The sequence below is a fragment of the Pseudomonas sp. T1.Ur genome, from assembly GCF_023516725.1.
Lineage (GTDB): Bacteria > Pseudomonadota > Gammaproteobacteria > Pseudomonadales > Pseudomonadaceae > Aquipseudomonas > Aquipseudomonas alvandae.
In genome coordinates this window covers 3,034,572-3,055,800 of record NZ_JAMGSN010000001.1, presented here as the reverse complement: position 1 = coordinate 3,055,800, position 21,229 = coordinate 3,034,572, and the positions used below count along the sequence as shown (strand labels likewise).

Annotated in this window: 19 protein-coding genes; 6 read left to right on the top strand and 13 right to left on the bottom strand. The window is 61.6% G+C overall.

From position 1 onward, the window contains the following. Positions 1 to 60 precede the first annotated feature (60 nt). From M8Q45_RS13480 to M8Q45_RS13470, 3 genes are all read right to left on the bottom strand, one after another. Positions 61 to 828: an SDR family oxidoreductase gene (locus M8Q45_RS13480; protein ID WP_003180553.1), complete on the bottom strand. Its 768-nt coding sequence runs from the start codon at positions 826 to 828 to the stop codon at positions 61 to 63. A gap of 24 nt (positions 829 to 852) precedes the next feature. Continuing rightward, entirely contained in the window at positions 853 to 1,920 is a 1,068-nt protein-coding gene (locus M8Q45_RS13475) for a phosphotransferase family protein (RefSeq protein ID WP_249875160.1), read from the bottom strand. Between the two features lie 145 nt (positions 1,921 to 2,065). After that, positions 2,066 to 3,031: a 2-hydroxyacid dehydrogenase gene (locus tag M8Q45_RS13470; protein WP_249875159.1), complete on the bottom strand. Its 966-nt coding sequence runs from the start codon at positions 3,029 to 3,031 to the stop codon at positions 2,066 to 2,068. A gap of 286 nt (positions 3,032 to 3,317) precedes the next feature. Here M8Q45_RS13470 and M8Q45_RS13465 point away from each other — a divergent pair, with 286 nt between their 5' ends. After that, a complete protein-coding gene (locus M8Q45_RS13465; protein ID WP_249875158.1) occupies positions 3,318 to 4,598 on the top strand; it encodes a serine/threonine transporter in 1,281 nt (426 codons plus the stop codon). Between the two features lie 258 nt (positions 4,599 to 4,856). Here the strand turns inward: M8Q45_RS13465 and acnB are convergent, their stop codons facing one another. Beyond that, positions 4,857 to 7,466, bottom strand: a complete 2,610-nt coding sequence (gene acnB / locus M8Q45_RS13460) for a bifunctional aconitate hydratase 2/2-methylisocitrate dehydratase (RefSeq protein WP_249877324.1) — start codon at positions 7,464 to 7,466, stop codon at positions 4,857 to 4,859. A gap of 406 nt (positions 7,467 to 7,872) precedes the next feature. Here acnB and M8Q45_RS13455 point away from each other — a divergent pair, with 406 nt between their 5' ends. Continuing rightward, positions 7,873 to 8,343 carry a DUF1289 domain-containing protein gene (locus M8Q45_RS13455; protein WP_198797473.1) on the top strand — a complete coding sequence of 157 codons (471 nt, stop codon included), beginning with the start codon at positions 7,873 to 7,875 and terminating at the stop codon, positions 8,341 to 8,343. Between the two features lie 79 nt (positions 8,344 to 8,422). Here M8Q45_RS13455 and uspL read toward each other — a convergent pair whose 3' ends face one another. Then, positions 8,423 to 9,286 (bottom strand): universal stress protein UspL, encoded by an 864-nt coding sequence (gene uspL, locus M8Q45_RS13450; RefSeq protein WP_249875157.1) that lies wholly within the window; start codon positions 9,284 to 9,286, stop codon positions 8,423 to 8,425. 159 nt (positions 9,287 to 9,445) lie between these two features. Between uspL and M8Q45_RS13445 the strand changes: the two genes are divergently transcribed. Then, entirely contained in the window at positions 9,446 to 10,048 is a 603-nt protein-coding gene (locus M8Q45_RS13445) for a MiaE family protein (protein ID WP_249875156.1), read from the top strand. Here the strand turns inward: M8Q45_RS13445 and M8Q45_RS13440 are convergent. The 3 genes from M8Q45_RS13440 to M8Q45_RS13430 all read right to left on the bottom strand — a co-directional run bounded on the left by M8Q45_RS13440 (position 10,045) and on the right by M8Q45_RS13430 (position 12,457). Beyond that, positions 10,045 to 10,533, bottom strand: a complete 489-nt coding sequence (locus tag M8Q45_RS13440; RefSeq protein ID WP_249875155.1) for a GFA family protein — start codon at positions 10,531 to 10,533, stop codon at positions 10,045 to 10,047. The genes M8Q45_RS13445 and M8Q45_RS13440 overlap by 4 nt on opposite strands. A gap of 203 nt (positions 10,534 to 10,736) precedes the next feature. Continuing rightward, positions 10,737 to 11,351 (bottom strand): DNA-3-methyladenine glycosylase family protein, encoded by a 615-nt coding sequence (locus tag M8Q45_RS13435; protein WP_249875154.1) that lies wholly within the window; start codon positions 11,349 to 11,351, stop codon positions 10,737 to 10,739. Between the two features lie 23 nt (positions 11,352 to 11,374). Next, positions 11,375 to 12,457: a bifunctional transcriptional activator/DNA repair enzyme AdaA gene (locus M8Q45_RS13430; RefSeq protein WP_249875153.1), complete on the bottom strand. Its 1,083-nt coding sequence runs from the start codon at positions 12,455 to 12,457 to the stop codon at positions 11,375 to 11,377. A 146-nt stretch (positions 12,458 to 12,603) separates the two neighbouring features. Between M8Q45_RS13430 and M8Q45_RS13425 the strand changes: the two genes are divergently transcribed. Further along, positions 12,604 to 13,092, top strand: a complete 489-nt coding sequence (locus tag M8Q45_RS13425) for a hypothetical protein (protein WP_249875152.1) — start codon at positions 12,604 to 12,606, stop codon at positions 13,090 to 13,092. Between the two features lie 75 nt (positions 13,093 to 13,167). Here the strand turns inward: M8Q45_RS13425 and M8Q45_RS13420 are convergent, their stop codons facing one another. Further along, on the bottom strand, positions 13,168 to 14,622 hold the full coding sequence (locus M8Q45_RS13420) for a TrkH family potassium uptake protein (RefSeq protein WP_249875151.1): 1,455 nt from the start codon (positions 14,620 to 14,622) through the stop codon (positions 13,168 to 13,170). A 177-nt stretch (positions 14,623 to 14,799) separates the two neighbouring features. Between M8Q45_RS13420 and M8Q45_RS13415 the strand changes: the two genes are divergently transcribed. Further along, a complete protein-coding gene (locus tag M8Q45_RS13415) occupies positions 14,800 to 15,387 on the top strand; it encodes a LysE family translocator (RefSeq protein WP_249875150.1) in 588 nt (195 codons plus the stop codon). A gap of 246 nt (positions 15,388 to 15,633) precedes the next feature. On the opposite strand, the gene M8Q45_RS13410 is transcribed toward M8Q45_RS13415, so the two are convergent. Continuing rightward, entirely contained in the window at positions 15,634 to 16,458 is an 825-nt protein-coding gene (locus M8Q45_RS13410; RefSeq protein WP_249875149.1) for a helix-turn-helix transcriptional regulator, read from the bottom strand. A 119-nt stretch (positions 16,459 to 16,577) separates the two neighbouring features. Between M8Q45_RS13410 and M8Q45_RS13405 the strand changes: the two genes are divergently transcribed. Further along, positions 16,578 to 17,540, top strand: coding sequence for a GGDEF domain-containing protein (locus M8Q45_RS13405; protein WP_249875148.1), 963 nt, complete (start codon positions 16,578 to 16,580; stop codon positions 17,538 to 17,540). A 243-nt stretch (positions 17,541 to 17,783) separates the two neighbouring features. On the opposite strand, the gene fabI is transcribed toward M8Q45_RS13405, so the two are convergent. From fabI to M8Q45_RS13390, 3 genes are read right to left on the bottom strand one after another with little or no spacing between them, the layout of a single operon-like run. Then, positions 17,784 to 18,578, bottom strand: a complete 795-nt coding sequence (fabI, locus tag M8Q45_RS13400) for an enoyl-ACP reductase FabI (RefSeq protein ID WP_003202751.1) — start codon at positions 18,576 to 18,578, stop codon at positions 17,784 to 17,786. Between the two features lie 19 nt (positions 18,579 to 18,597). Next, entirely contained in the window at positions 18,598 to 20,208 is a 1,611-nt protein-coding gene (locus tag M8Q45_RS13395; protein ID WP_249875147.1) for an ABC transporter ATP-binding protein, read from the bottom strand. 1 nt (position 20,209) lies between these two features. After that, entirely contained in the window at positions 20,210 to 21,229 is a 1,020-nt protein-coding gene (locus tag M8Q45_RS13390) for an ABC transporter permease (protein ID WP_217861752.1), read from the bottom strand.

The window sequence follows — 21,229 nt, the reverse complement described above, 5'->3', positions numbered from 1 at the left end:
CGCTATCGCGAGCAAGCTCGCTCCCACAGGGGCACTCTCAGGTCTGCCATGCGCCTGCTGTCAGGACAGGAACCCACCATCCACATTCAGCGCCACGCCTGTGGTGTAGCTCGACGCATCACTGGCCAGGTACAACACCGCGCCGGCCATTTCGCTCGGGTCGGCCACGCGCTTGAGGGGGATCTGCGCCAGGGCGGTTTTCAGGATGGCGTCGTTCTTCACCAGCGCCGAGGCGAACTTGGTGTCGGTCAGGCCCGGCAACAGGGCGTTGCACCGGATACCGAACTGCGCGCATTCCTTGGCGAAGACCTTGGTCATGTTGATCACCGCCGCCTTGGTCACCGAATAAATGCCCTGGAAGATCCCCGGCGAGATGCCGTTGATCGACGCCACGTTGATGATGCTGCCGCCGCCGTTTTCGCGCATCAGCTTGCCGGCTTCCACCGACATGAAGAAGTAGCCGCGGATGTTCACGTCCACGGTTTTCTGGAACGCACCGAGATCGGTGTCCAGCACGTTGCAGAACTGCGGGTTGGTAGCCGCGTTGTTCACCAGGATGTCCAGGCGCCCGAACTGTTCGCGGATGCCGGCGAACACCTGGCTGATCTGCTCCATCTCGCCGATGTGGCAGGCAATGGCGGTGGCCTTGCCGCCAGCGGCGATAATCGCGTCGGCGACGTGCTGGCAACCGTCGAGCTTGCGGCTGGACACGATCACATGGGCGCCTTGCTGGGCCAGCAGTTTGGCGATGGCTTCGCCGATGCCACGGCTGGCGCCGGAAACGAAGGCGATTTTACCGTCGAGGTCGAACAACTGGGTCTTGGACATGCTGTTTCCTTGTTATAGGTGCGCTCAGAGCGTGGATTTGCTGATGACCTGCAGGCTCATCTGCTCCAGCAGTTTGTTCATCTGAACGAACTGCGCGAAGCGTTTGTCCTGGGTCTGGCCATGGAAGAAGCGGTAGTAGATCTGCTGGACAATACCGGCCAGGCGGAACAGTCCGTAGGTGTAGTAGAAGTCGAAGTTGTCGATACGGATCCCGGCGCGCTCGGCGTAGTAGTCGACGAATTCGCGGCGGGTCAGCATGCCCGGCGCGTGGCTTGGCTGACGGCGCATCAGTTGCACCGGTGCCGGGTCGTTGGCCTCGATCCAGTAGGCCAGGCTGTTACCCAGGTCCATCAGCGGATCGCCGAGGGTGGTCAGTTCCCAATCCAGCACACCGATGATCTGCATCGGGTTGTCCGGGTCGAGGATCACGTTGTCGAAGCGGTAGTCGTTGTGGACGATGCTCGACGTCGGATGATCGGCGGGCATCTTGTCGTTGAGCCAGGCCTTGACCGTCTCCCACTTGGGCGCATCGGGGGTCAAGGCTTTTTCGTAGCGCTCGCTCCAGCCACGGATCTGCCGCGCCACGTAACCTTCGGGCTTGCCCAGGTCGGCGAGGCCGCAAGCGTTGTAGTCGACGCGGTGCAGCTCGACGAGCCGGTCAATGAAACTCTTGCACAGTGCTTCGGTGCGGGCGGCGTCGAAGCCCAGTTCCGGCGGCAGCTCGGCGCGCAGGATGATGCCCTTGACCCGTTCCATCACGTAGAACTCGGCACCCATCACCGACTCCTCGGTGCAGTGCACGTAGGCTTTCGGGCAGTACGGGAAACCTTCGCGCAGTTGATTGAGGATGCGGAACTCACGGCCCATGTCGTGGGCCGATTTGGCCTTGTGGCCGAACGGTGGCCGGCGCAGGACGAACTCCTGTTCGGGGTATTCCAGCAGGTACGTCAGGTTCGACGCACCACCGGGAAACTGGCTGATCACCGGCGTACCGGTCAAGCCAGGAATGTGGGCCTTGAGGTACGGGTCGATCAGGTTGGCATCGAGTTCTTCACCGTCGCGCACGTGGGTGGACTGATCAGTCACTGCCATGCTTATCCCTTCTGCTTATTTTGGAGGCCATCGATCATTGGCTAATCTAATGGCGTGCGACAGCCGTCACAAGCACGCCGGGGTGTTATAGGTTAGCGTGTTGCTAGGTGATCAGCGGATTTGATGAGCCGTGGTGCTGCGTGGCCTATCGGTCGACGCAAGCCTGTGCGTCGGGCATCTCCACCGGTGTTAGCACCGGTTTGCCGGAAAAGAACGCGTTCAGGTTATCGCCGACCAGTTCCACCATGGCGCGTGTCGCTTCCGGCGACAGCCCGGCCACGTGGGGTGTCAGCACGACGTTGGGCAAATGCTTGAGGGCGTCGGGTACTTCGGGCTCATGGTCGAATACGTCCAGCGCAGCCCCGGCAATTCGCCGATGTTCAAGGGCGCTGATCAGGTCGGCGGTGGCGACCACGCTGCCCCGGGCGATATTCACCAGGAAGCCGTTGGGCCCCAGGGCATCGAGGGCCTGTTTGTTGATCAGTTGCCGGGTATCCAGGCCGCCAGGCGTCGCAACGATCAAGAAATCGGAAACCCGGGCCAGTTCCGTGGGCGTGGCGCAGAAGCTGTAGGGCACGTCGGTGCGCACGCGGCGATTGTGGTAGCTGACGTTCATGTCGAAACCGAGGGCGGCCCGCTTGGCAATCGCCATGCCCACGGCGCCGAGTCCCAGCACGCCCAGGTGCTTGCCGGCGAGGGAAGGGCGCGTGCTTCGCGGCCATTCCCCCCGGCGCAGGGCTGCATCGGATCGAGGCACATCGCGCACCAATGCCAGCAACAACGCCATGGCATGGTCGGCCACCGACGAGGCGTTGACCCCGGCCCCGTTGGTGACGACGATGCCTCGGTCGCTGGCGGCTTGCAGGTCCACTTGTTCATAACCGGCGCCGATCACGCAGATGATCTTGAGGTTGGGCAGGGCCGCCATTTCTTCAGCCGTCAAACCCAGCGGGCCACGGGTCAACACCGCGCTGAATCGGTCGCCGTGTTCGAAGATCGCTGCCTTGCGTTCGGCGGGCGTGGGCGCCAACTCCAGGTGATAGCCCTGGCGCTCGAGGATCGGCAGGTATTCGTTGACGGTTTCAACCAGTACCAGAACGGTTGCGGTCATGCTGGGCTCCTGTGGGCGGTGTTTCGATCATTACGTATTCAACCTGATTGTAGGAGTCGAAAGGAGAGGTAGCCTGGGCTTTTTAGGGTCATTTTTGGATCCGGTTCAATCCTTGTGGGCGTGAGTCAAAAAATCTGCTCCGCAAAACCACTCCTCAGCTAAGTCTTTGCTTCTGCTCGCTAATCCCGGACAATCGCGCCCCTGTTTCGGCCAGGGCGCTGCCTGTCGGGGTTTTCCGACTCGTCCCGGCCGGGTGCATGTGACCGGAAAGCGGAGATCCGACCGGATGAATGATCAGGCCAACAGCGTCGAAGAGCGCTTTGAAACGACAGCCCCAGCCACCCTCAGCCAATGGAGTCGCCACGATACGACGTGGATGTTGGGCCTGTTTGGAACCGCCATTGGCGCTGGCACGCTGTTTTTACCGATCAATGCTGGCCTGGGGGGCTTCTGGCCGCTGCTGGTCCTGGCAGTGCTGGCATTCCCGATGACGTTCTATGCGCACCGGGGCCTGACCCGTTTCGTGCTGTCCGGTCGCGACGGGGCGGACATCACCGAGGTGGTGGAGGAGCATTTCGGTATCAAGGCTGGCGCGCTGATCACGCTTCTGTACTTCTTCGCCATCTTCCCGATCCTGCTGATCTACAGCGTGGCGCTGACCAATACGGTCGGCAGTTTCCTGGAACACCAGCTGCACGTGCAGCCCCCTCCCCGGGCGGTGTTGTCGCTGATGCTCATCCTCGGCCTGTTGGCAGTGGTGCGCTGTGGCGAGCAGGCGATCGTCAAGGCCATGAGCCTGATGGTCTATCCGTTCATCGTGGCGCTGCTGTTCCTCGCGGTGTTCCTGGTGCCTCACTGGAACGGCGGGATCCTGACCACCGCGTCGACGCTGCCGGAGCCTTCGGCGTTGCTGCATACCTTGTGGCTGGCGATTCCGGTGATGGTGTTTTCGTTCAACCATTCGCCGATCATCTCGGCATTCGCGGTGGACCAGAAACGGCGCTACGGCAACAATGCCGAAGAGCGCAGCTCACAAATCCTGTCGCGTGCCCATGTGCTGATGGTGGTGATGGTGCTGTTCTTCGTGTTCAGTTGCGTGCTGACCCTGTCCCCGGCACAGCTGGCCGAGGCCAAGGCGCAGAACCTGTCGATCCTGTCGTACCTGGCCAACCATTTCAGCAACCCGACCATCGCCTTTGCCGCGCCGCTGATCGCATTTGTCGCCATCTCCAAGTCGTTCCTGGGGCACTACATCGGCGCCAGTGAAGGCCTCAAGGGCCTGATCGTCAAGAGCGGCCGCCGCCCAGCCCCCAAGACCCTCGATCGCCTGACTGCGGCGTTCATGCTGGTGGTGTGCTGGGTCGTCGCCACGCTCAACCCGAGCATCCTGGGCATGATCGAAACCCTGGGCGGTCCGGTGATCGCGGCGATCCTGTTCCTGATGCCGATGTACGCCATCCGCAAAGTGCCAGCCATGGCCCGCTATCGCGGCCAGGCGTCGAATGTCTTTGTGGTCGCGGTGGGCTTGGTGGCGATTACGGCGTTGGTCTATTCCCTCTTGACGTAGGCCTTTCCTGTGGGAGCGAGCTTGCTCGCGAAGGCGTTGTCACAGTCGATGAAGATGTTGGACGGGCCGGCCTCTTCGCGAGCAAGCTCGCTCCCACAGGTTTTGCGGTGTATATGAATTTTGTGTTCGCTGAAAATCCAATGTGGGAGCGAGCTTGCTCGCGAAGGCGGTGGCTCAGCGTGCATCAAAAATAGACAGGCATAAAAAAACGCCGCCCCTCGCGAGAAGGGCGGCGTTTTTAGTTGGGCGTCTTAAGCGTTAGGCTTGGACGACCGGGATGTTGGCGTTCGCAGCCGCCTCACGGAACTCGGCGATCTGGTCGAAGCTCAGGTAGCGGTATACGTCCGCTGCCATGCTGTCGATCTTGCCGGCGTATTCCATGTACTCCTCGACGGTCGGCAGGCGACCCAGGATGGACGCTACGGATGCCAATTCGGCCGAAGCCAGGTAGACATTCGCGCCATCGCCCAGACGGTTCGGGAAGTTACGGGTGGAGGTCGAGACCACGGTGGAGTTCGGCTCGACGCGTGCCTGGTTACCCATGCACAGCGAGCAGCCTGGCATTTCCATCCGTGCACCGGCCTTGCCGTAGATGCCGTAGTAGCCTTCTTCGGTGAGCTGGTGAGCGTCCATCTTGGTCGGTGGCGACAGCCACAGACGGGTTGGCAGCTGGCCCTTGACCTGATCCAGCAGTTTACCGGCGGCGCGGAAGTGACCGATGTTGGTCATACACGAGCCGATGAACACTTCGTCGATCTTCTCGCCAGCAACGCTGGACAGCAGACGGGCATCGTCCGGATCGTTCGGCGCGCAAAGCACAGGCTCGCTGATGTCGGCCAGGTCGATCTCGATGACTTCGGCGTATTCGGCGTCGGCATCGGCTTCCATCAGTTGCGGGTTGGCGATCCAGGCTTCCATCGCTTGGGCGCGACGTTCCAGGGTACGTGCATCGCCGTAGCCTTCGCCGATCATCCAGCGCAGCAGGGTGATGTTGGACTGCAGGTACTCGGTGATCGACTCTTTGGACAGCTTGATGGTGCAACCGGCAGCCGAACGTTCGGCCGAGGCGTCGGACAGTTCGAACGCCTGTTCCAGGGTCAAGCCTTCCAGGCCTTCGATTTCCAGGATTCGGCCGGAGAAGGCGTTTTTCTTGCCTTTCTTCTCGACGGTCAACAGACCGTTCTGGATCGCGAAGTACGGAATGGCATGAACCAGGTCACGCAGGGTGATGCCAGGTTTCATCTTGCCTTTGAAGCGCACCAGGATCGATTCCGGCATGTCCAGCGGCATGACGCCGGTGGCAGCGGCAAACGCGACCAGGCCGGAACCGGCCGGGAACGAGATGCCCATCGGGAAACGGGTGTGCGAGTCGCCGCCGGTGCCCACGGTGTCTGGCAGCAACATGCGGTTCAGCCACGAGTGGATGATGCCGTCGCCCGGACGCAGGGAAACGCCGCCGCGGGTCATGATGAAGTCAGGCAGGGTGTGGTGGGTGGTCACGTCGATCGGCTTTGGATAAGCCGCGGTGTGGCAGAAGGACTGCATCACCAGGTCAGCCGAGAAGCCCAGGCACGCCAGGTCTTTCAGTTCGTCACGGGTCATAGGACCGGTGGTGTCCTGGGAACCTACGGTGGTCATTTTCGGTTCGCAGTAGGTGCCAGGACGAACGCCTTGGCCTTCCGCCAGGCCGCAAGCCTTGCCGACCATCTTCTGCGCCAGGGTGAAACCCTTGGTGCTTTCGGCTGGCGCTTCAGGCTTCTTGAACAGGTCGAACGGTGGCAGGCCCAGTTCGGCGCGAGCCTTCTCGGTCAGGCCACGGCCGATGATCAGCGGAATACGGCCGCCGGCGCGGACTTCGTCCAACAACACCGGGGTCTTCATTTCGAAGGTGGTGATGACTTCGTCGGTACCGTGCTTGCAGACCTTGCCGGCATGCGGGTACAGGTCGATCACGTCGCCCATGTTCATGTTCGACACGTCGAACTCGATCGGCAATGCGCCGGCATCTTCCATGGTGTTGTAGAAGATCGGGGCGATCTTGCTGCCGAAGCAGAAACCGCCAGCGCGCTTGTTCGGTACGTAAGGGATGTCGTCGCCGAAGAACCACAGCACCGAGTTGGTGGCCGATTTACGCGAGGAACCGGTACCGACCACGTCACCGACGTAGGCGATCGGGAAGCCTTGGCCGCGCATTTCTTCGATCTGCTTCATCGGGCCGGTCTTGCCTTGCTCGTCCGGAACGATGCCGTCACGGGCCATTTTCAACATGGCGAGGGCGTGCAGCGGGATGTCAGGACGCGACCAGGCGTCCGGGGCAGGGGACAGGTCGTCGGTGTTGGTTTCGCCGGTGACCTTGAAGACGCGCAGGCTGATCTTGTCGGCCAGCACCGGGCGCTTCTTGAACCACTCGCCGTCAGCCCAGGATTGCAGCACGGCCTTGGCGTGGACGTTACCGTTCTTGGCTTTCTCAGCCACGTCGTGGAAGGCATCGAACATCAGCAGGGTGTGCTTGAGTTCTTCGGCGGCGACTGGCGCCAGCTCGGCGTCGTCCAGCAGTTCGACCAGGGTCACGATGTTGTAGCCGCCCTGCATGGTGCCGAGCAGTTCGACGGCGCGCTTCTTGTCCAGCAGAGGGGATTGGGCCTGGCCCTTGGCCAGGGCGGACAGGAAACCGGCCTTGACGTAGGCGGCTTCGTCGACTCCAGGCGGAACGCGATTGGTGATCAGGTCAACGAGGAAAGCTTCTTCGCCAGCCGGAGGATTCTTCAGCAGCTCGATCAGGCCTGCGGTTTGTTCGGCGTTAAGCGGCTGGGGAACGATACCCAGTGCTGCGCGCTCTTCGATATGTTTGCGGTAGGCTTCAAGCACAGTTATTACCCTCATCAGTGGTCCCAAATGGGTGTCCGGGACGCTCATCCAGAAACTCACGGCATTCATGCGCGCAGGGGGCTTTTTGAGCCGCCGCGCCAGGATGGCCGGAGTTCCTCACAGAAGCTGCTTTCAAAGTTTTACGCCTGCAGAACGGGAGCTGATGAGGGTTGGCGCTGGGCTTTCCCCGCTGGAAAGACCCTTCGCCAACACCGCTCTGAAGGAACGACTGTGCTCGTGACGCTTTGAAAACAGCTTCTAACGGACATTGGCGCCTTAAAAGGCTGGCTGATTCTACGGGAAAAAAAAATTAAAGGTAAGTTGGGCTTCCAGGTTTGAGGGGTGATCAATCTTAGACAAAGGGCTAACATGCCCGCCTGTCCTGTTTTTGCGTGTGCGTTGCCTTATGCCCAACCAGCTCATCAAGACGCCCTGCGTCGGCCTCTGTTCCACTGTCTACGGTGACCTGGTGTGCCGTGGCTGCAAGCGGTTCCACCATGAAGTGATTCACTGGAACGGCTACAACGAGGACGAGAAACGCGCGGTGTGGATGCGGCTCGAGCAACTGCTGGTGCAGGTGATGGTGGCGAAGCTGGAGGTTTTCGATCCGGCGCTGCTGCGCCAGCAACTGGAAGCGCGCAAGATCCGCTTCGTGCCGCACCAGTCTGAATATTGCTGGGCCTACCAGTTGATTGCCCGGGGTGCGCGGGTGATCAACAACCTGGAAGCCTACGGGATGGTGCTGCTGCCCGAATTCCGCGATTGGGAGCTGCCGGACCTGCGCGATGCCATTGATCGGGAATTTTTCCTGCTGTCCGAAGCGCATTACCAGCGCTACATCGCGCCGGGATTCCTGAAGGATGCGATCGGCGGCTGAAAAGATCGCAGCCTTCGGCAGCTCCTACAAGGACCGCGCCATACTGTAGGAGCTGGCGAAGCCTGCGATCTTTTGATCTTCAACCCTTGACCGCCAGTTCCACCAGGTGATCCTCGACCTCCTGCGGCTTGAGTACCAGCACGTCGCTTTCCAGCGCATCGAGCACGGCTTCGGCGGTATTGCCGATCAGCACCCCTGACAAACCGGAGCGCGCCACGGTGCCGATCACCGTGACCGCGGCCTGGAGCTTGTGGGCCATGTAGGGAATCAACACGTCCGCCGGGCCTTCCTGGATGTGCAGGTGCTGGTCGTCAATGTCGAATTCGGCCTGGAACGCCCGGCACTGTTCGCGATAACGGGCCTCGATGGTTTCCTTGAGCTGGAACGTCGGGTCGGCCGACGAGAGCATCGGTGACGGATGGGCGCTGATGACGTGCAGGTGCGCCTTGGCCAGGAGGGCGATGTCATAGCCATGGTCGATGATGGTCGAGTGCAGGTGGCGATGCTCGCCATCGGCATTGCCGACGTCGACAGCGGCGAGGATGACCCTGTCTTTCCAGGAACCGGTGGTCTTGACCAGCAGCACCGGGGTCGGGCAATGGCGCAGCAGTTTCCAGTCCGCCGGGGTCAGCAGGGCTTTTTTCAACGGGCTGTCGGGGAAATGCTGCTTGATGACCAGGCCACAGCCTTCGGCCTGTTGCACGTCGATGATGGTTTCGTGGAGGCTGTCGTTCCAGGCTTGCTCGGTGGTGACGCTGTAGCCGTCCGACAGCAGCGCGCTCTTGAGCACACTGAGCAGGCCCGCGTGGTCATGGTGCTTGTCGCACACCAGCAAGTGCAGGTGGGCTTGGGTCACTCCGGCGATCAGCTTGGCGCGCTTGAGCGCCAGGCTTTCCGAATGTTCGGGTTCGATGACCACCAGGATGCTGCGAATGGCTTGCATGATCGGCGTCTCCAGCAATAAAGAGGCATGGCGTTGCTCAACTATAGTTGCTGTGGATGGCCCGTCGACTTGATGCATATCAACGGCGGTGGCTGGTGGTCTGGAGGCAGGCCGGTATAATCGGCGCCCTTTGCTCGACTACCTTTTCCCGTGAGCCCCATGATCCTTCCCGAAATCCACGAATTCCTTGGCTGCCGCACGCCCGATGCCTGGGTCCAGGCGGCGCTGGCCGATCAGGAAACCTTGCTGATCGACCACAAGAACTGCGAGTTCAAGGCCGCCAGCACTGCCCTGAGCCTGATCGCCAAGTACCATTCCCATGTTGACTTGATCAATATGATGTCGCGCCTGGCCCGGGAAGAACTGGTGCATCACGAGCAGGTCATGCGCCTGATGAAAAAGCGCAAGGTCGGCCTGCGCCAGCTTTCCGCCGGGCGCTACGCCTCGGGGTTGCGCAAAGTGGTGCGCAGCCACGAGCCGGTGAAACTGGTGGATACCCTGGTGGTCGGCGCCTTCATCGAGGCCCGCAGTTGCGAGCGTTTCGAGGCGTTGGTGCCGCATCTGGATGAGGAGCTGGGCAAGTTCTATTTCGGTCTGCTGAAAAGCGAGGCCCGGCATTTCCAGGGCTACTTGAAGCTGGCCTATCAGTATGGCGACGCCAAGGACATCGCCCAGGTGATCGACAAGGTGCGTGAGGCCGAGCGGGAACTGATCGAGTCGCCGGATGTGGAGTTCCGGTTCCACAGCGGCGTGCCGGCCTAACGAGGCAAACCCAGGCGCTCATGCCATTGGGCAATCGATTCTTCGGGATACACCTCGAACTGCTGGTCGTCCTGATGCGCCTCGACCTCGACCCACGACGCCTTGGAGCCCAGCATCAGGTGGGTGTGTTCCGGCGGGATCGGCAACGGCGTGTCGATGGCCGAGGCAAAAGGATGTATCAGCTCCGGCCATTCCGGGCTGAACAGCCACAAACCCGACCCGCATAACGAGCAGAAGTGTCGTTCGGCGCTGCTGCGGTGGGCGCGTTTATCGCCCTCATCCTTCAGCCGCGCGTGATAGACCGTGATGTGTTTGCGGCCTTGCACCTTCAGGCTCTGCGCATCGCCCCCCAGGTTGATCGCAAAACCGCCGCCGCCCTGGGTCTTGCGGCAGATCGAGCAATAGCAGCGCTGATAAGGATAGGGATGATGGCTGTCCAGGCTGAACGACACGGCGCCGCAGTGGCAGGATCCTTCGAGGTGCATGGGGGAACCTCCGATTGGGGTTGGAAATGACTCAGTACAGCCTAGACGGCCGGTGTCTTGACCGTTGAATCGAAAGTGACCATGCGACCGCCTTCGCGAGCAAGCTCGCTCCCACAGGGATCTTCAGTGTCCACACATTGTATCTACACAGAAAATCCCCTGTGGGAGCGAGCTTGCTCGCGAAGGCGCCGGCACAGCCAGCATCACTTGGGAATCCGCCACAAATACCACGCCGCCACCGTCCGATAAGGGCTCCAGCCCAGGCCGATCTCGACCATCTGCTTGCGGCTGGGCTGTTGCGCCAATCCCTTTAGCCGCCGATATCCCTCGCGAACCCCAAAGTCATCCGCCGGCAGCACATCGGGTCGCTCCAGGCTGTAGATCAGCAACATCTCCACGGTCCAGCGCCCGACGCCGCGCAAGCTGACCAGGCGTTCGATCAGCGCTTCGTCGTCCATGTCTCGCGCCGTGGCGTAATCCGGGACGACGCCGTCCAGTGTGGCTTGGGCGATGCCTTGGATGGTTGTGATCTTGCTGGCGGAGAATCCGCAACCGCGCAGTTGCGCCACGTCTGTCGCCAGGATCTGCTCGGGGCGGGGAAACGCCTGCGCCGGGAACAACGCCTGGAGGCGACCGAGGATCGCATCGCCTGCCTTGGCGTGCAGTTGCTGGTAGGCGATCGCCCTGGCCAAGGCTTCATAGGGATCCCGGGCCGGCTTGGGCTGCAACAGGCAAGGGCCAATCGCCTCGACGTGCCGTCGCCAGTCTTCGTCGAGATTCGCCAGGAAAACACTGGCGTCGTGGTAGGGCACAGGCATGCGTCGTTTGTTCTCCGGGACGTTCAAAACGCCAGCGGCAGTGAAACCTGCACCTTGGCCTTTTCCAGCCGCAAGAGGAAAGCCTTGCGCGGCTGGCCGCCACCGTAGCCGGTCAGCGAGCCATCGGCGCCAATCACCCGGTGGCAGGGAATGACGATGGCCAGGCGATTCTGCCCGTTGGCCAGGCCCACGGCGCGGCTGGCGCCAGGGCTGCCCAGGACGGAGGCGATGGCGCCGTAGCTTCGGGTTTCACCGTAGGGGATCTTCTGCAGCTCGGCCCAGACCCGGACCGCAAAGACGCTGCCGGGCATGTGCAGGGGGACGTTGAACACCGTGAGTTTGCCGGCGAAATACTCCGCCAGTTCGGTTTCGATCTGTTGCAGATGAGCGTTGTGCCCCGGTGCGACTGTGTAGCCGTAGCGTTGCTGAAGTTCCTCCAGCTCCTTGGTCAGGGCCGGGCGGTCGAGGAATTCCAACAGCACCAGGCCACGGCGCTCGGCCATCGCCAGCATCGGCCCCAGCGGCGTGGTCAGGCGAGTGAACAACAAGGGTTCACTGAGACCGGCACGGCCGGGCGTGATATGAAAGGATTTCACGAAGGCATCGCGAAACCCGCTCAGCGATTCATAGCCGGAATCGAACGCTGCGTTGTCGATCGAAGCGCCGTCCTTGATGCCGCCCAAGGCAATGCCCAGGCGCCGGGTACGCAGGTAGGCATGGAAAGTCATGCCGAAATGCTGCTTGAACCAGCGGCGCAAAGTCAGCGGTTCGATGCCTTGTTCCAGTAGCAGGGCGTCGGTCCAGCGCAGGTCGGGTTCAGCGTCCACGGCCTTGAGCAGCGCCTGGATCCAGTCCGGCGCAATGGCGGCGGCGTCCAGCGGCTTGCAACGCAGGCAGGCTCGATAGCCGGCGGACATGGCTTCATCGGCGTGGGCGAAGAATTCTACGTTCTCCGGTTTCGGCTTGCGCGCGGTGCAACTGGGGCGACAGAAGATGCCGGTGGTCTTGACCGCAGTGAAAAACACCCCCTCGTAGGCGGTGTCTCGTTCGAGCATGGCGCGGACCATCTCGGCGTGGGGCGGGAGCAGCGAGTCATGTAGGTTCATGGGGCAGAGCATAGAACCGCGTGCGGGACGACTCCACCGAAAAATCGACAGTGAATTTTCCAGTCATTTGGTCGGACGATCACGAACAAAAATTGAACCTTCGAGTCTTAAGGGTTCACCCGCTGTTTTTGTCTTTCGGAGACATCATGTCCAAACATAAGAAAACCCTGATTGCCGTTGCTGTCTGTGCCTTGGCGTTCGGTGCCTCGGCATTGTTGCCTGCCGACCTGTCGCCAATCGGCTCGACCTACGCCGCAGGCGGTGGCAATGGGGGCGGGGGTGGTAACGGCGGCGGAAACGGTGGCGGCAATGGCGGCGGCCACGGTGGTGGCATGGGGGGCGGCATTGGCGGGGGCCAGGGCCATGACAAGTCGGGCGATTCCAGCGGTCATGGCAAGGGACTGGCCAGCGACCACACCGGCACCCGCACCCGTGATCACGGCCTGAGCGGCAAGCACACCGGCACCACCCGCACCGACCGTGCCAGCAAGTCTTCCGTGACCTCGGCCATTGCGAAGGATCGCGATACTCGCGGCTTGAGCAAGGCGTCGGCGATTTCCACGGCGACACCGGGTACGCACAACACCAAGGGCCTGACCAATGCGACCCGTTCTTCGATAAAGAACGACCGCTGATTGCGTGAATGAAGCCGCGATGCCTGTACAGGCATCGCGGCTTTTTTTCGTCTGTCGATCGGCCGTGGCGAAGGGTCAGTATTTCCAGAACACCGGCGTGAACAACACCAGCACCGTCAGGATTTCCAGGCGTCCCAGGAGCATGCCGATGGTCAGCAGCCATTTTGCCGAATCCGGCAAGGTCGAGAAGTTGCCGGCCGGCCCGATGATGTTGCCCAGGCCCGGGCCGACGTTACACACGGCGGTGGCTGCGCCGGTCAAGGCGGTCGTCCAGTCCAGGCCGATCAGTGCGAGGCCCAGGGCGATGGCGCCGATCGTGATGGTGAAGAAGAACGAAAAAGTCAGCAGCGAGCGAACGATTTCCTCGTCGATGGGGTGGTTGTTGTATTTCTTCTGGATCACCGCCCGGGGGTGGATCAGTTGCTTCAAACTGCCCATCAGCAGGACGTTGGCGACCTGAAAGCGAAAAATCTTCAGGCCCCCGGCCGTGGACCCTGAACAGCCGCCGACGAAGGTCAGGTAAAAGAACAGCAACAGGGCGAAACTGCCCCACAGCGTGTAGTCGCCCAACGCCACGCCCGTAGTGGTGACAACGGATGTGACGTTGACCGCCACGATACGGAACGCGTCCCACCACCCGTAGTCGCTGTTCAGGCTCAGCCAGGTACCGACCACGAGCCAGGTGACGACCAGGAACCCGACGAACCCCCTGACTTGCTGGTCCTTGAGCAAGGCGCGCCGGTGGCCTCGCAATGTCGCGACATACAGCGTAAAGGGCAGCGATCCGGCCATCATGACGATCACCGACACCCAATGAACCGCCGGTTGCGGCCAGTGTGCAAGTGACGCATCGGAGGTGGAGAAGCCGCCGGTGGAAATCAGCGACATCGCATGGTTGATCGCCTCGAAGGGCGTCATGCCGGCCAGCCACAGCGCCAGGGTCGAGAGGGCGGTCAAGCCGACGTAGATCCACAGGATGTAGTTGGCCGCGACGTGAGAGCGCGGCGTGACTTTCTCCGACCAGTCCGATGATTCGGTCTGGAACAGCCGCATGCCGCCGACCCGCAGCAATGGCAGCACCGCCACGGCCATGCCGATGAAACCGATCCCGCCGAGCCAGTGCAGCATCGAGCGCCAGATCAACAGGCCCGGAGACGCGGTATCCAGCCCGGTCAGGATGGTCGAGCCCGTGGTCGTGATGCCCGACATGGTCTCGAAGAAGGCATCGGTGTAGCTGATGTGCTGGATCAACACCATGGGCAGGGCGGCGAATGCACAGACGAACACCCAACTGGCGGTGGTCAGCAGGTACATTTCCCGAGGGCGCATATGGGCATGTTCCGGACGGCCACGGGCGACCAGTGCAATGCCGCAGACGAAGGTGATCAGGCTCGACCAGAGAAACGCCGACAAGTCGTCGTTGCGGTCGTAGAACATCAGCGTGAACAGCGGAATCGCCATGCTGATCGCGAGGGTGATCAGGAAAATACCAAGGATGAAACCGATGAGACGCAGAACCGCAATTGACATGAGAAACGCCTGATCCAATGAGCCGCACAGTATCGATTTTGGTGAATCGGCTACCGCGTAAAGTTTGCGTAAAAAAATGAGCGGTGGCGCTCGATGACAAGGCAGTTTTCTTCAATACCCCCGGAGCAGGCCCGTTTACCTTTGGGGCCTCTTTCCTGAACTGAAGAAGATTATGTGATGAGCTTGATATTTTCCATGGCAACCTTCGCACTGGTGGCTTCCATCACACCGGGGCCGGTCAACATCGTGGCCCTCAGCGCCGGGGCCCGCTATGGGTTTCGCGCCACCTTGCGCCATGTCGCCGGTGCGACCCTGGGGTTTGTCCTGCTGCTGGTCTTGATGGGGTTGGGGTTGCACGAGGTCTTGCAGCGCTGGCCGGGCCTCACGCGTGTGGTGCAACTGGCGGGCGTGGCATTCCTGTTGTACATGGCCTGGAAACTGGCGATGGACAACGGCGAGCTGGGGAGCCGGGACGAGGGGCGCGCGCCGTCGATGTTCCATGGCGCGCTGATGCAATGGCTCAACCCCAAGGCCTGGCTGGCCTGCGTCGCGGGGATGGGCGCTTTTGTGGCCGATGGCGAGGCATCGCTGGTGTGGCAGTTCGCGGCGATTTACCTGGTGATCTGTTACGTCTCGGTGGGGTGCTGGGCCTACGCTGGGAGTTTTTTGCGTGCCTGGCTGGGGAACCCCGCGACCATGCGCCTGTTCAATCGGGCGATGGCCGCGTTGTTGGTGGCGAGTGCGGTGTATCTGCTTTTGCCTTGAGCCAACCCGTCCTTGTGGTGGAGCTGCGTAGGAGTTGCGTAGGAGCTGCGTAGGAGCTGCCGAGTGCAACGAGGCTGCGATCTTGTCCCTGGCAATTGAATCGAGAGCGAAAGATCAAAAGATCAAAAGATCAAAAGATCAAAAGATCAAAAGATCAAAAGATCAAAAGATCAAAAGATCGCAGGCTTCGCCAGCTCCTACAGAGCCCAGCGGGAGCAAGCTCCCTCGCCACGGGGATGGGTAGCATCAGCCGCGATACTGCCCGGGCGTCGCCGCCAGGTGTTGCTTGAAGGCCCGCTGGAAATGCGCCTGGTCGGCAAACCCACTCTCCAGCGCCACGTCGGCGATCAACTTGCCCTCGCGCAATTGGCGACGGGCGAACTGGATTCGCCGGTTAATCAGGAAGGCATGGGGCGTCATGCCGTAGTGACGTTTGAACGCCCGGCTCAGATAGGATGGGGAAAGCTGGGCGAAGGCGCAGATGTCTTCAAGCTTGAGGGCTTCGGTGCAATGATCATGAATGAACTGCGCGGCCCGCATCAGCGCTGGATGACTGCCCCGATCCGGGCGTCCCGCCGGGTTGAGCCGATACTGCAGGTCAGTGAAAAACGCCAGGGCGGCGCCTGTCTTGTCATCGGCATCGATCTGCTCGTCCACCAATACTTCGTAAAGTGCGCACAGGCCCGAATAGAGCACGACGTCCCGGCTGTGCGTCGTGTCGAATGCCTGGAAATCCAACGTCGGATCAAAGCCGATCCGCCGTTGCAGGTCCCTCAGCCACTGCGTGTCGACATACAGCATCACGTAGGACCAGGGTTGATCGTTGATCGGGTTGCAGGCGTGGACATCGCCCGGGTTCATCAGCACCACCGTGCCGCTCTGGACCAGGAAGCGCGATTGTTCGTGCAGATAGGTACTGCGTCCGCCCGTGATCGCGCCAATGGAAAAATGGTCGTGGGCGTGGCGCGAATAACAGACCTTGCGGCCATCGGCGATGGACCGGGCTTCGATAAAGGGCAGCGCCGCGTCGCGCCAGAAGCGTGGGGCGGCGTCGTGGTTGGCAAGCTTCATCGATGAGTGTCCTGTTTTTGTCGGCTGCTTGAGTGTATTCGCCTGTGCCGCAAAATGCCCGTTCGAGTTCGGCACGGGCCTGGACTAGAATGCAAGGACTCTCGCCAACGGAGTTTCCGATGCTTGCGCCCGGCAAACCTGACAACGAAGCCGTCCGGCTGAAAAACCTGCAATCGCTGAAGTTGCTCGATACCGCCCCCGAGGAGCGGTTTGATCGACTCACCCGTCTCGCCCGACGCCTGTTCAACGTGCCTTTTGCCCTGGTTTCACTGGTGGATGCCAACCGGCAGTGGTTCAAGTCCAGCGCCGGCCTGGATGCCAGTGAAACCCCGCGAGAGATATCCTTCTGCGGGCACGCCATTCTGCAAGACGAGATCCTGGAGATTTGCGACGCGGAGCAGGACGAGCGGTTCCATGACAATCCGCTGGTTACGGACCAGCCCGGCATCCGCTTCTATGCAGGCCACCCCTTGGGCCTGGGCGATGGCAGCAAGATGGGCACGTTGTGCCTGCTGGACACCGAGCCACGCAAGCTCAATGACGAAGAGCGCGAGCTGCTGCGGGACCTGGCAAGCATGGCCGAGCAGGAATTGATCGCCGTGCAGATGGCCAGCATGGATGAACTGACGCTGTTGTCGAATCGGCGCGGCTTCAAGACGTTGGCCCAGCATGCGCTGAATGTTTGCGATCGGCTTTCACGACCGGCCACGCTGCTGTTTTTCGATCTCAACGATTTCAAACCCATCAACGATCGCTTCGGGCATGCCGAGGGCGATTGCGCGCTGAAGACCTTTGCCGACGTGCTGCGCATCGCCTTCCGCGAAAGTGACGTCATCGGCCGTCTGGGCGGTGATGAGTTCGTGGCGTTGCTCACCGGGTCCTCCCATGTCGAGACGACCGCGATCATGGCGCGGCTCAGGGAAATTCTCGACGAGCGCAACGCGACGTTGCAGCGCGGCTACGACATCGGTTTCAGCGTTGGCCAGATCGAATACCACCCCGAGCGGCATGCATCGATCGACAGCCTGCTGGCCGAGGCGGACGCGGCGATGTACCGGCAGAAGCAGGCACAGCGCCAATAGCCCTAGCCCCGGTACCCTGTGGGAGCGAGCTATGTCGTGCCCGGGTATGTTGGACGACGCAGGCCAATGTGGAGCGAGCTTGCTCCGGGCGGCGATCCGACGAAGACGCCGGCACAGCCTACATCACCGTTGACTGACCCACTGCAATCGCGAGCAAGCTCGCTCCCACAGATATTTTTACAGGGCAAAAAAACGCCGCTTGTCCTTTCCAGGGCAAGCGGCGTTTTTGTTGCAGCGCGAAGATTACTCTTCGATGTTGCCCATGGCGGTGGTGTTGAAGCCGCCGTCCACGTACATGATTTCACCGCTGATGCCCGACGCCAGGTCCGAGCACAGGAAGGCGCCGGCGTTGCCGACTTCTTCGATGGTGACGTTGCGACGCAGCGGGGTTTGCGCTTCGTTGGCGGCCAGCATCTTGCGGAAGTTCTTGATGCCGGAGGCGGCGAGGGTGCGGATCGGGCCAGCCGATACGCAGTTTACGCGGGTGCCATCCGGGCCCAGGGAGCCGGCCAGGTAGCGAACGCCGGCTTCCAGGGAAGCCTTGGCCATGCCCATGACGTTGTAGTTCGGCATGGTGCGCTCGGCGCCCAGGTACGACAGGGTCAGCAGGCTGCCGTTGCGGCCTTTCATCATTTCGCGGCCGGCCTTGGCCAGGGCCACGAAGCTGTAGGCGCTGATGTCGTGGGCGATGCGGAAACCTTCACGGGTGGTGGCTTCGGTGAAGTCGCCGTCCAACTGGTCGCCCGGGGCGAAGCCCACGGAGTGCACGATGCAGTCCAGGCCGTCCCACTTCTTGCTCAGTTCTTCGAAGACCTTGGCGATTTCTTCATCGCTGGCCACGTCGCAGGGGAAGCACAGCTCAGGGCTCGAACCCCAGCCTTGCGCGAACTCTTCGACACGACCCTTGAGTTTGTCGTTCTGATAAGTGAAGGCAAGCTCAGCGCCCTCGCGATGCATGGCGGCGGCGATGCCGGATGCGATGGACAGCTTGCTGGCGACACCGACGATCAGTACGCGCTTACCGGCGAGAAAACCCATGTGTTGCTCCTCTTTCAGGTTATTCGGCAGTTGTTGGGGCCAGGAAGGCGGCCTCCAGCAACTGCTGTGTATAGGGGTGTTGCGGCGCGGCGAATATGCTGCGGGCATCACCTTGTTCGACCACTTGGCCATGCTTGACCACCATCAGTTGGTGGCTCAGCGCTTTGACGACAGCCAGGTCATGGCTGATAAACAGGTACGTCAGGTTGTACTTGGTTTGCAGCGACCGCAACAGCTCCACCACTTGGCGTTGCACGGTACGGTCCAGGGCCGACGTTGGTTCATCCAGCAGAATCAACGCCGGCTTGAGCACCAGGGCCCGGGCAATGGCGATACGCTGCCGTTGCCCTCCGGAAAATTCATGGGGGTAGCGGTTCCGGGTTTCCGGGTCCAGGCCGACCTCCTTCAATGCCGCGATTATCGCTTGTTCCTGTTCGGCCGGGGTGCCGATCTTATGGATCCGCAACCCTTCGCCGACGATCTGGCTCACACACATCCGTGGGCTCAGGCTGCCGAACGGGTCCTGAAACACCACTTGCATCTCCCGGCGCAGCGGCCGGACCTGTTGCTGCGTCAGGCTGCCCAGCTGTTTGCCTTCGAAGCGGATCCCACCCTGGCTGCCGATCAACCGCAGGATCGCCAGGCCCAAGGTGGACTTGCCGGAACCGCTTTCGCCAACGATGCCCAGGGTCTGGCCCTGGGGCAGGTCGAAGCGGATGCCGTCCACGGCCTTGATGTAATCGACCGTGCGCTTGAACAGGCCTTTCTTGATCGGAAACCAGACTTTCAAGTCCTCGACCTGCAACAGCGGCGGGCCGACGACGTTGTCTGCCGGGTTGCCGCTGGGCTCGGCGGCCAGCAATTCCCGAGTGTACGGATGTTGCGGCGCGCGGAACAACTCTGCGCACGTTGCCTGTTCGACGATGCAACCGCGCTGCATGACACATACGCGATGCGCAATTCTTCGCACCAGGTTCAAATCGTGGCTAATGAGCAGCAGCGACATGCCCAGTCGCGCCTGCAAATCCTTGAGCAGATCGAGGATTTTCAGCTGTACGGTGACGTCCAGTGCCGTGGTCGGTTCGTCGGCGATCAGCAGTTCCGGCTCGTTGGCCAAGGCCATGGCGATCATCACCCGTTGCCGCTGGCCACCGGACAGCTCGTGGGGCAGGGCCTTGAGGCGCTTGTGGGGTTCGGGAATCCCGACCAGCTCCAACAGTTCCAGCGTTCGCCGAGTGGCAACTTTGCCGGTCAGGCCCTTGTGGATGCCGAGCACCTCATTGATCTGTTTTTCAATGGAGTGCAGCGGATTAAGGGAGGTCATCGGTTCCTGGAAAATCATCGCGATCCGGTTGCCGCGGATGTGGCGGATGGTTTTTTCCTTCAGGCCCAACATGTTCTGGCCGGCATACTGGATGGTCCCGGTGGGGTGATGGGCCAGCGGGTAGGGCAACAAACGCAGTATCGAGTGGGCCGTCACGGACTTGCCGGAGCCGCTTTCGCCCACCAGGGCCAGGGTTTCGCCGCGCTTGATGTCGAAACTGACGCCCTCGACCACCCGCTGGCGGCGTTCGCCGACGATGAATTCCACCGCCAGGTCGCGTACTTCGATCAGATTGTCCTGGTTCATATCACTTCCTCGGATCGAAGGCATCGCGAGCGGACTCGCCGATGAACACCAGCAGGCTCAGCATGACCGCCAGCACGGCGAACGCGCTGATGCCCAGCCACGGCGCCTGGAGGTTGGACTTGCCCTGGGCCACCAGCTCGCCCAGGGAGGGCGCGCCCGCCGGCAGGCCGAAGCCGAGGAAATCCAGGGCGGTGAGGGTGCCGATGGCGCCGGTGAGGATGAAGGGCATGAACGTCATGGTCGAGACCATGGCGTTGGGCAGGATATGCCGGAACATGATCGCGCCGTTCTGCATGCCCAGCGCCCGCGCGGCGCGCACGTATTCCAGGTTGCGCCCGCGCAGGAACTCGGCGCGGACCACGTCCACCAGGCTCATCCAGGAAAACAGCAGCATGATGCCCAGCAGCCACCAGAAATTGGGCTGGACGAAACTGGCGAGGATGATCAGCAGGTACAGCACCGGCAACCCGGACCAGATCTCCAGGAAACGCTGGCCGGCCAGGTCCACCCAGCCGCCATAGAAACCCTGCAGGGCCCCCGCGATTACGCCGATGATCGAGCTGAGTATCGTCAACGTCAGCGCGAACAGCACCGAGATACGAAAGCCATAGATGACTCGCGCCAGCACATCGCGGCCCTGGTCGTCGGTGCCGAGCCAGTTCACCGAGGAGGGCGGCGCCGGGGCCGGGACTTTCAAGTCGTAATTGATGCTCTGGTAGCTGAACGGAATCGGCGCCCACACCACCCAGGCATCCTTGGCAGCGAGCAACTCACGAATGTACGGGCTCTTGTAGTTGGCCTCCAGCGGGAACTCACCGCCGAAGGTGGTCTCGGGGTAGCGCTTGAGGGCCGGGAAGTACCAGCCGCCGTCGTAATGCACCACCAGCGGCTTGTCGTTGGCGATCAACTCGGCGCCCAGGCTCAGCCCGAACAGGATCAGGAACAGCCACAACGACCACCAGCCACGCTTGTTGGCCTTGAACAGTTCGAAACGGCGGCGATTGAGTGGGGACAGGTTCAT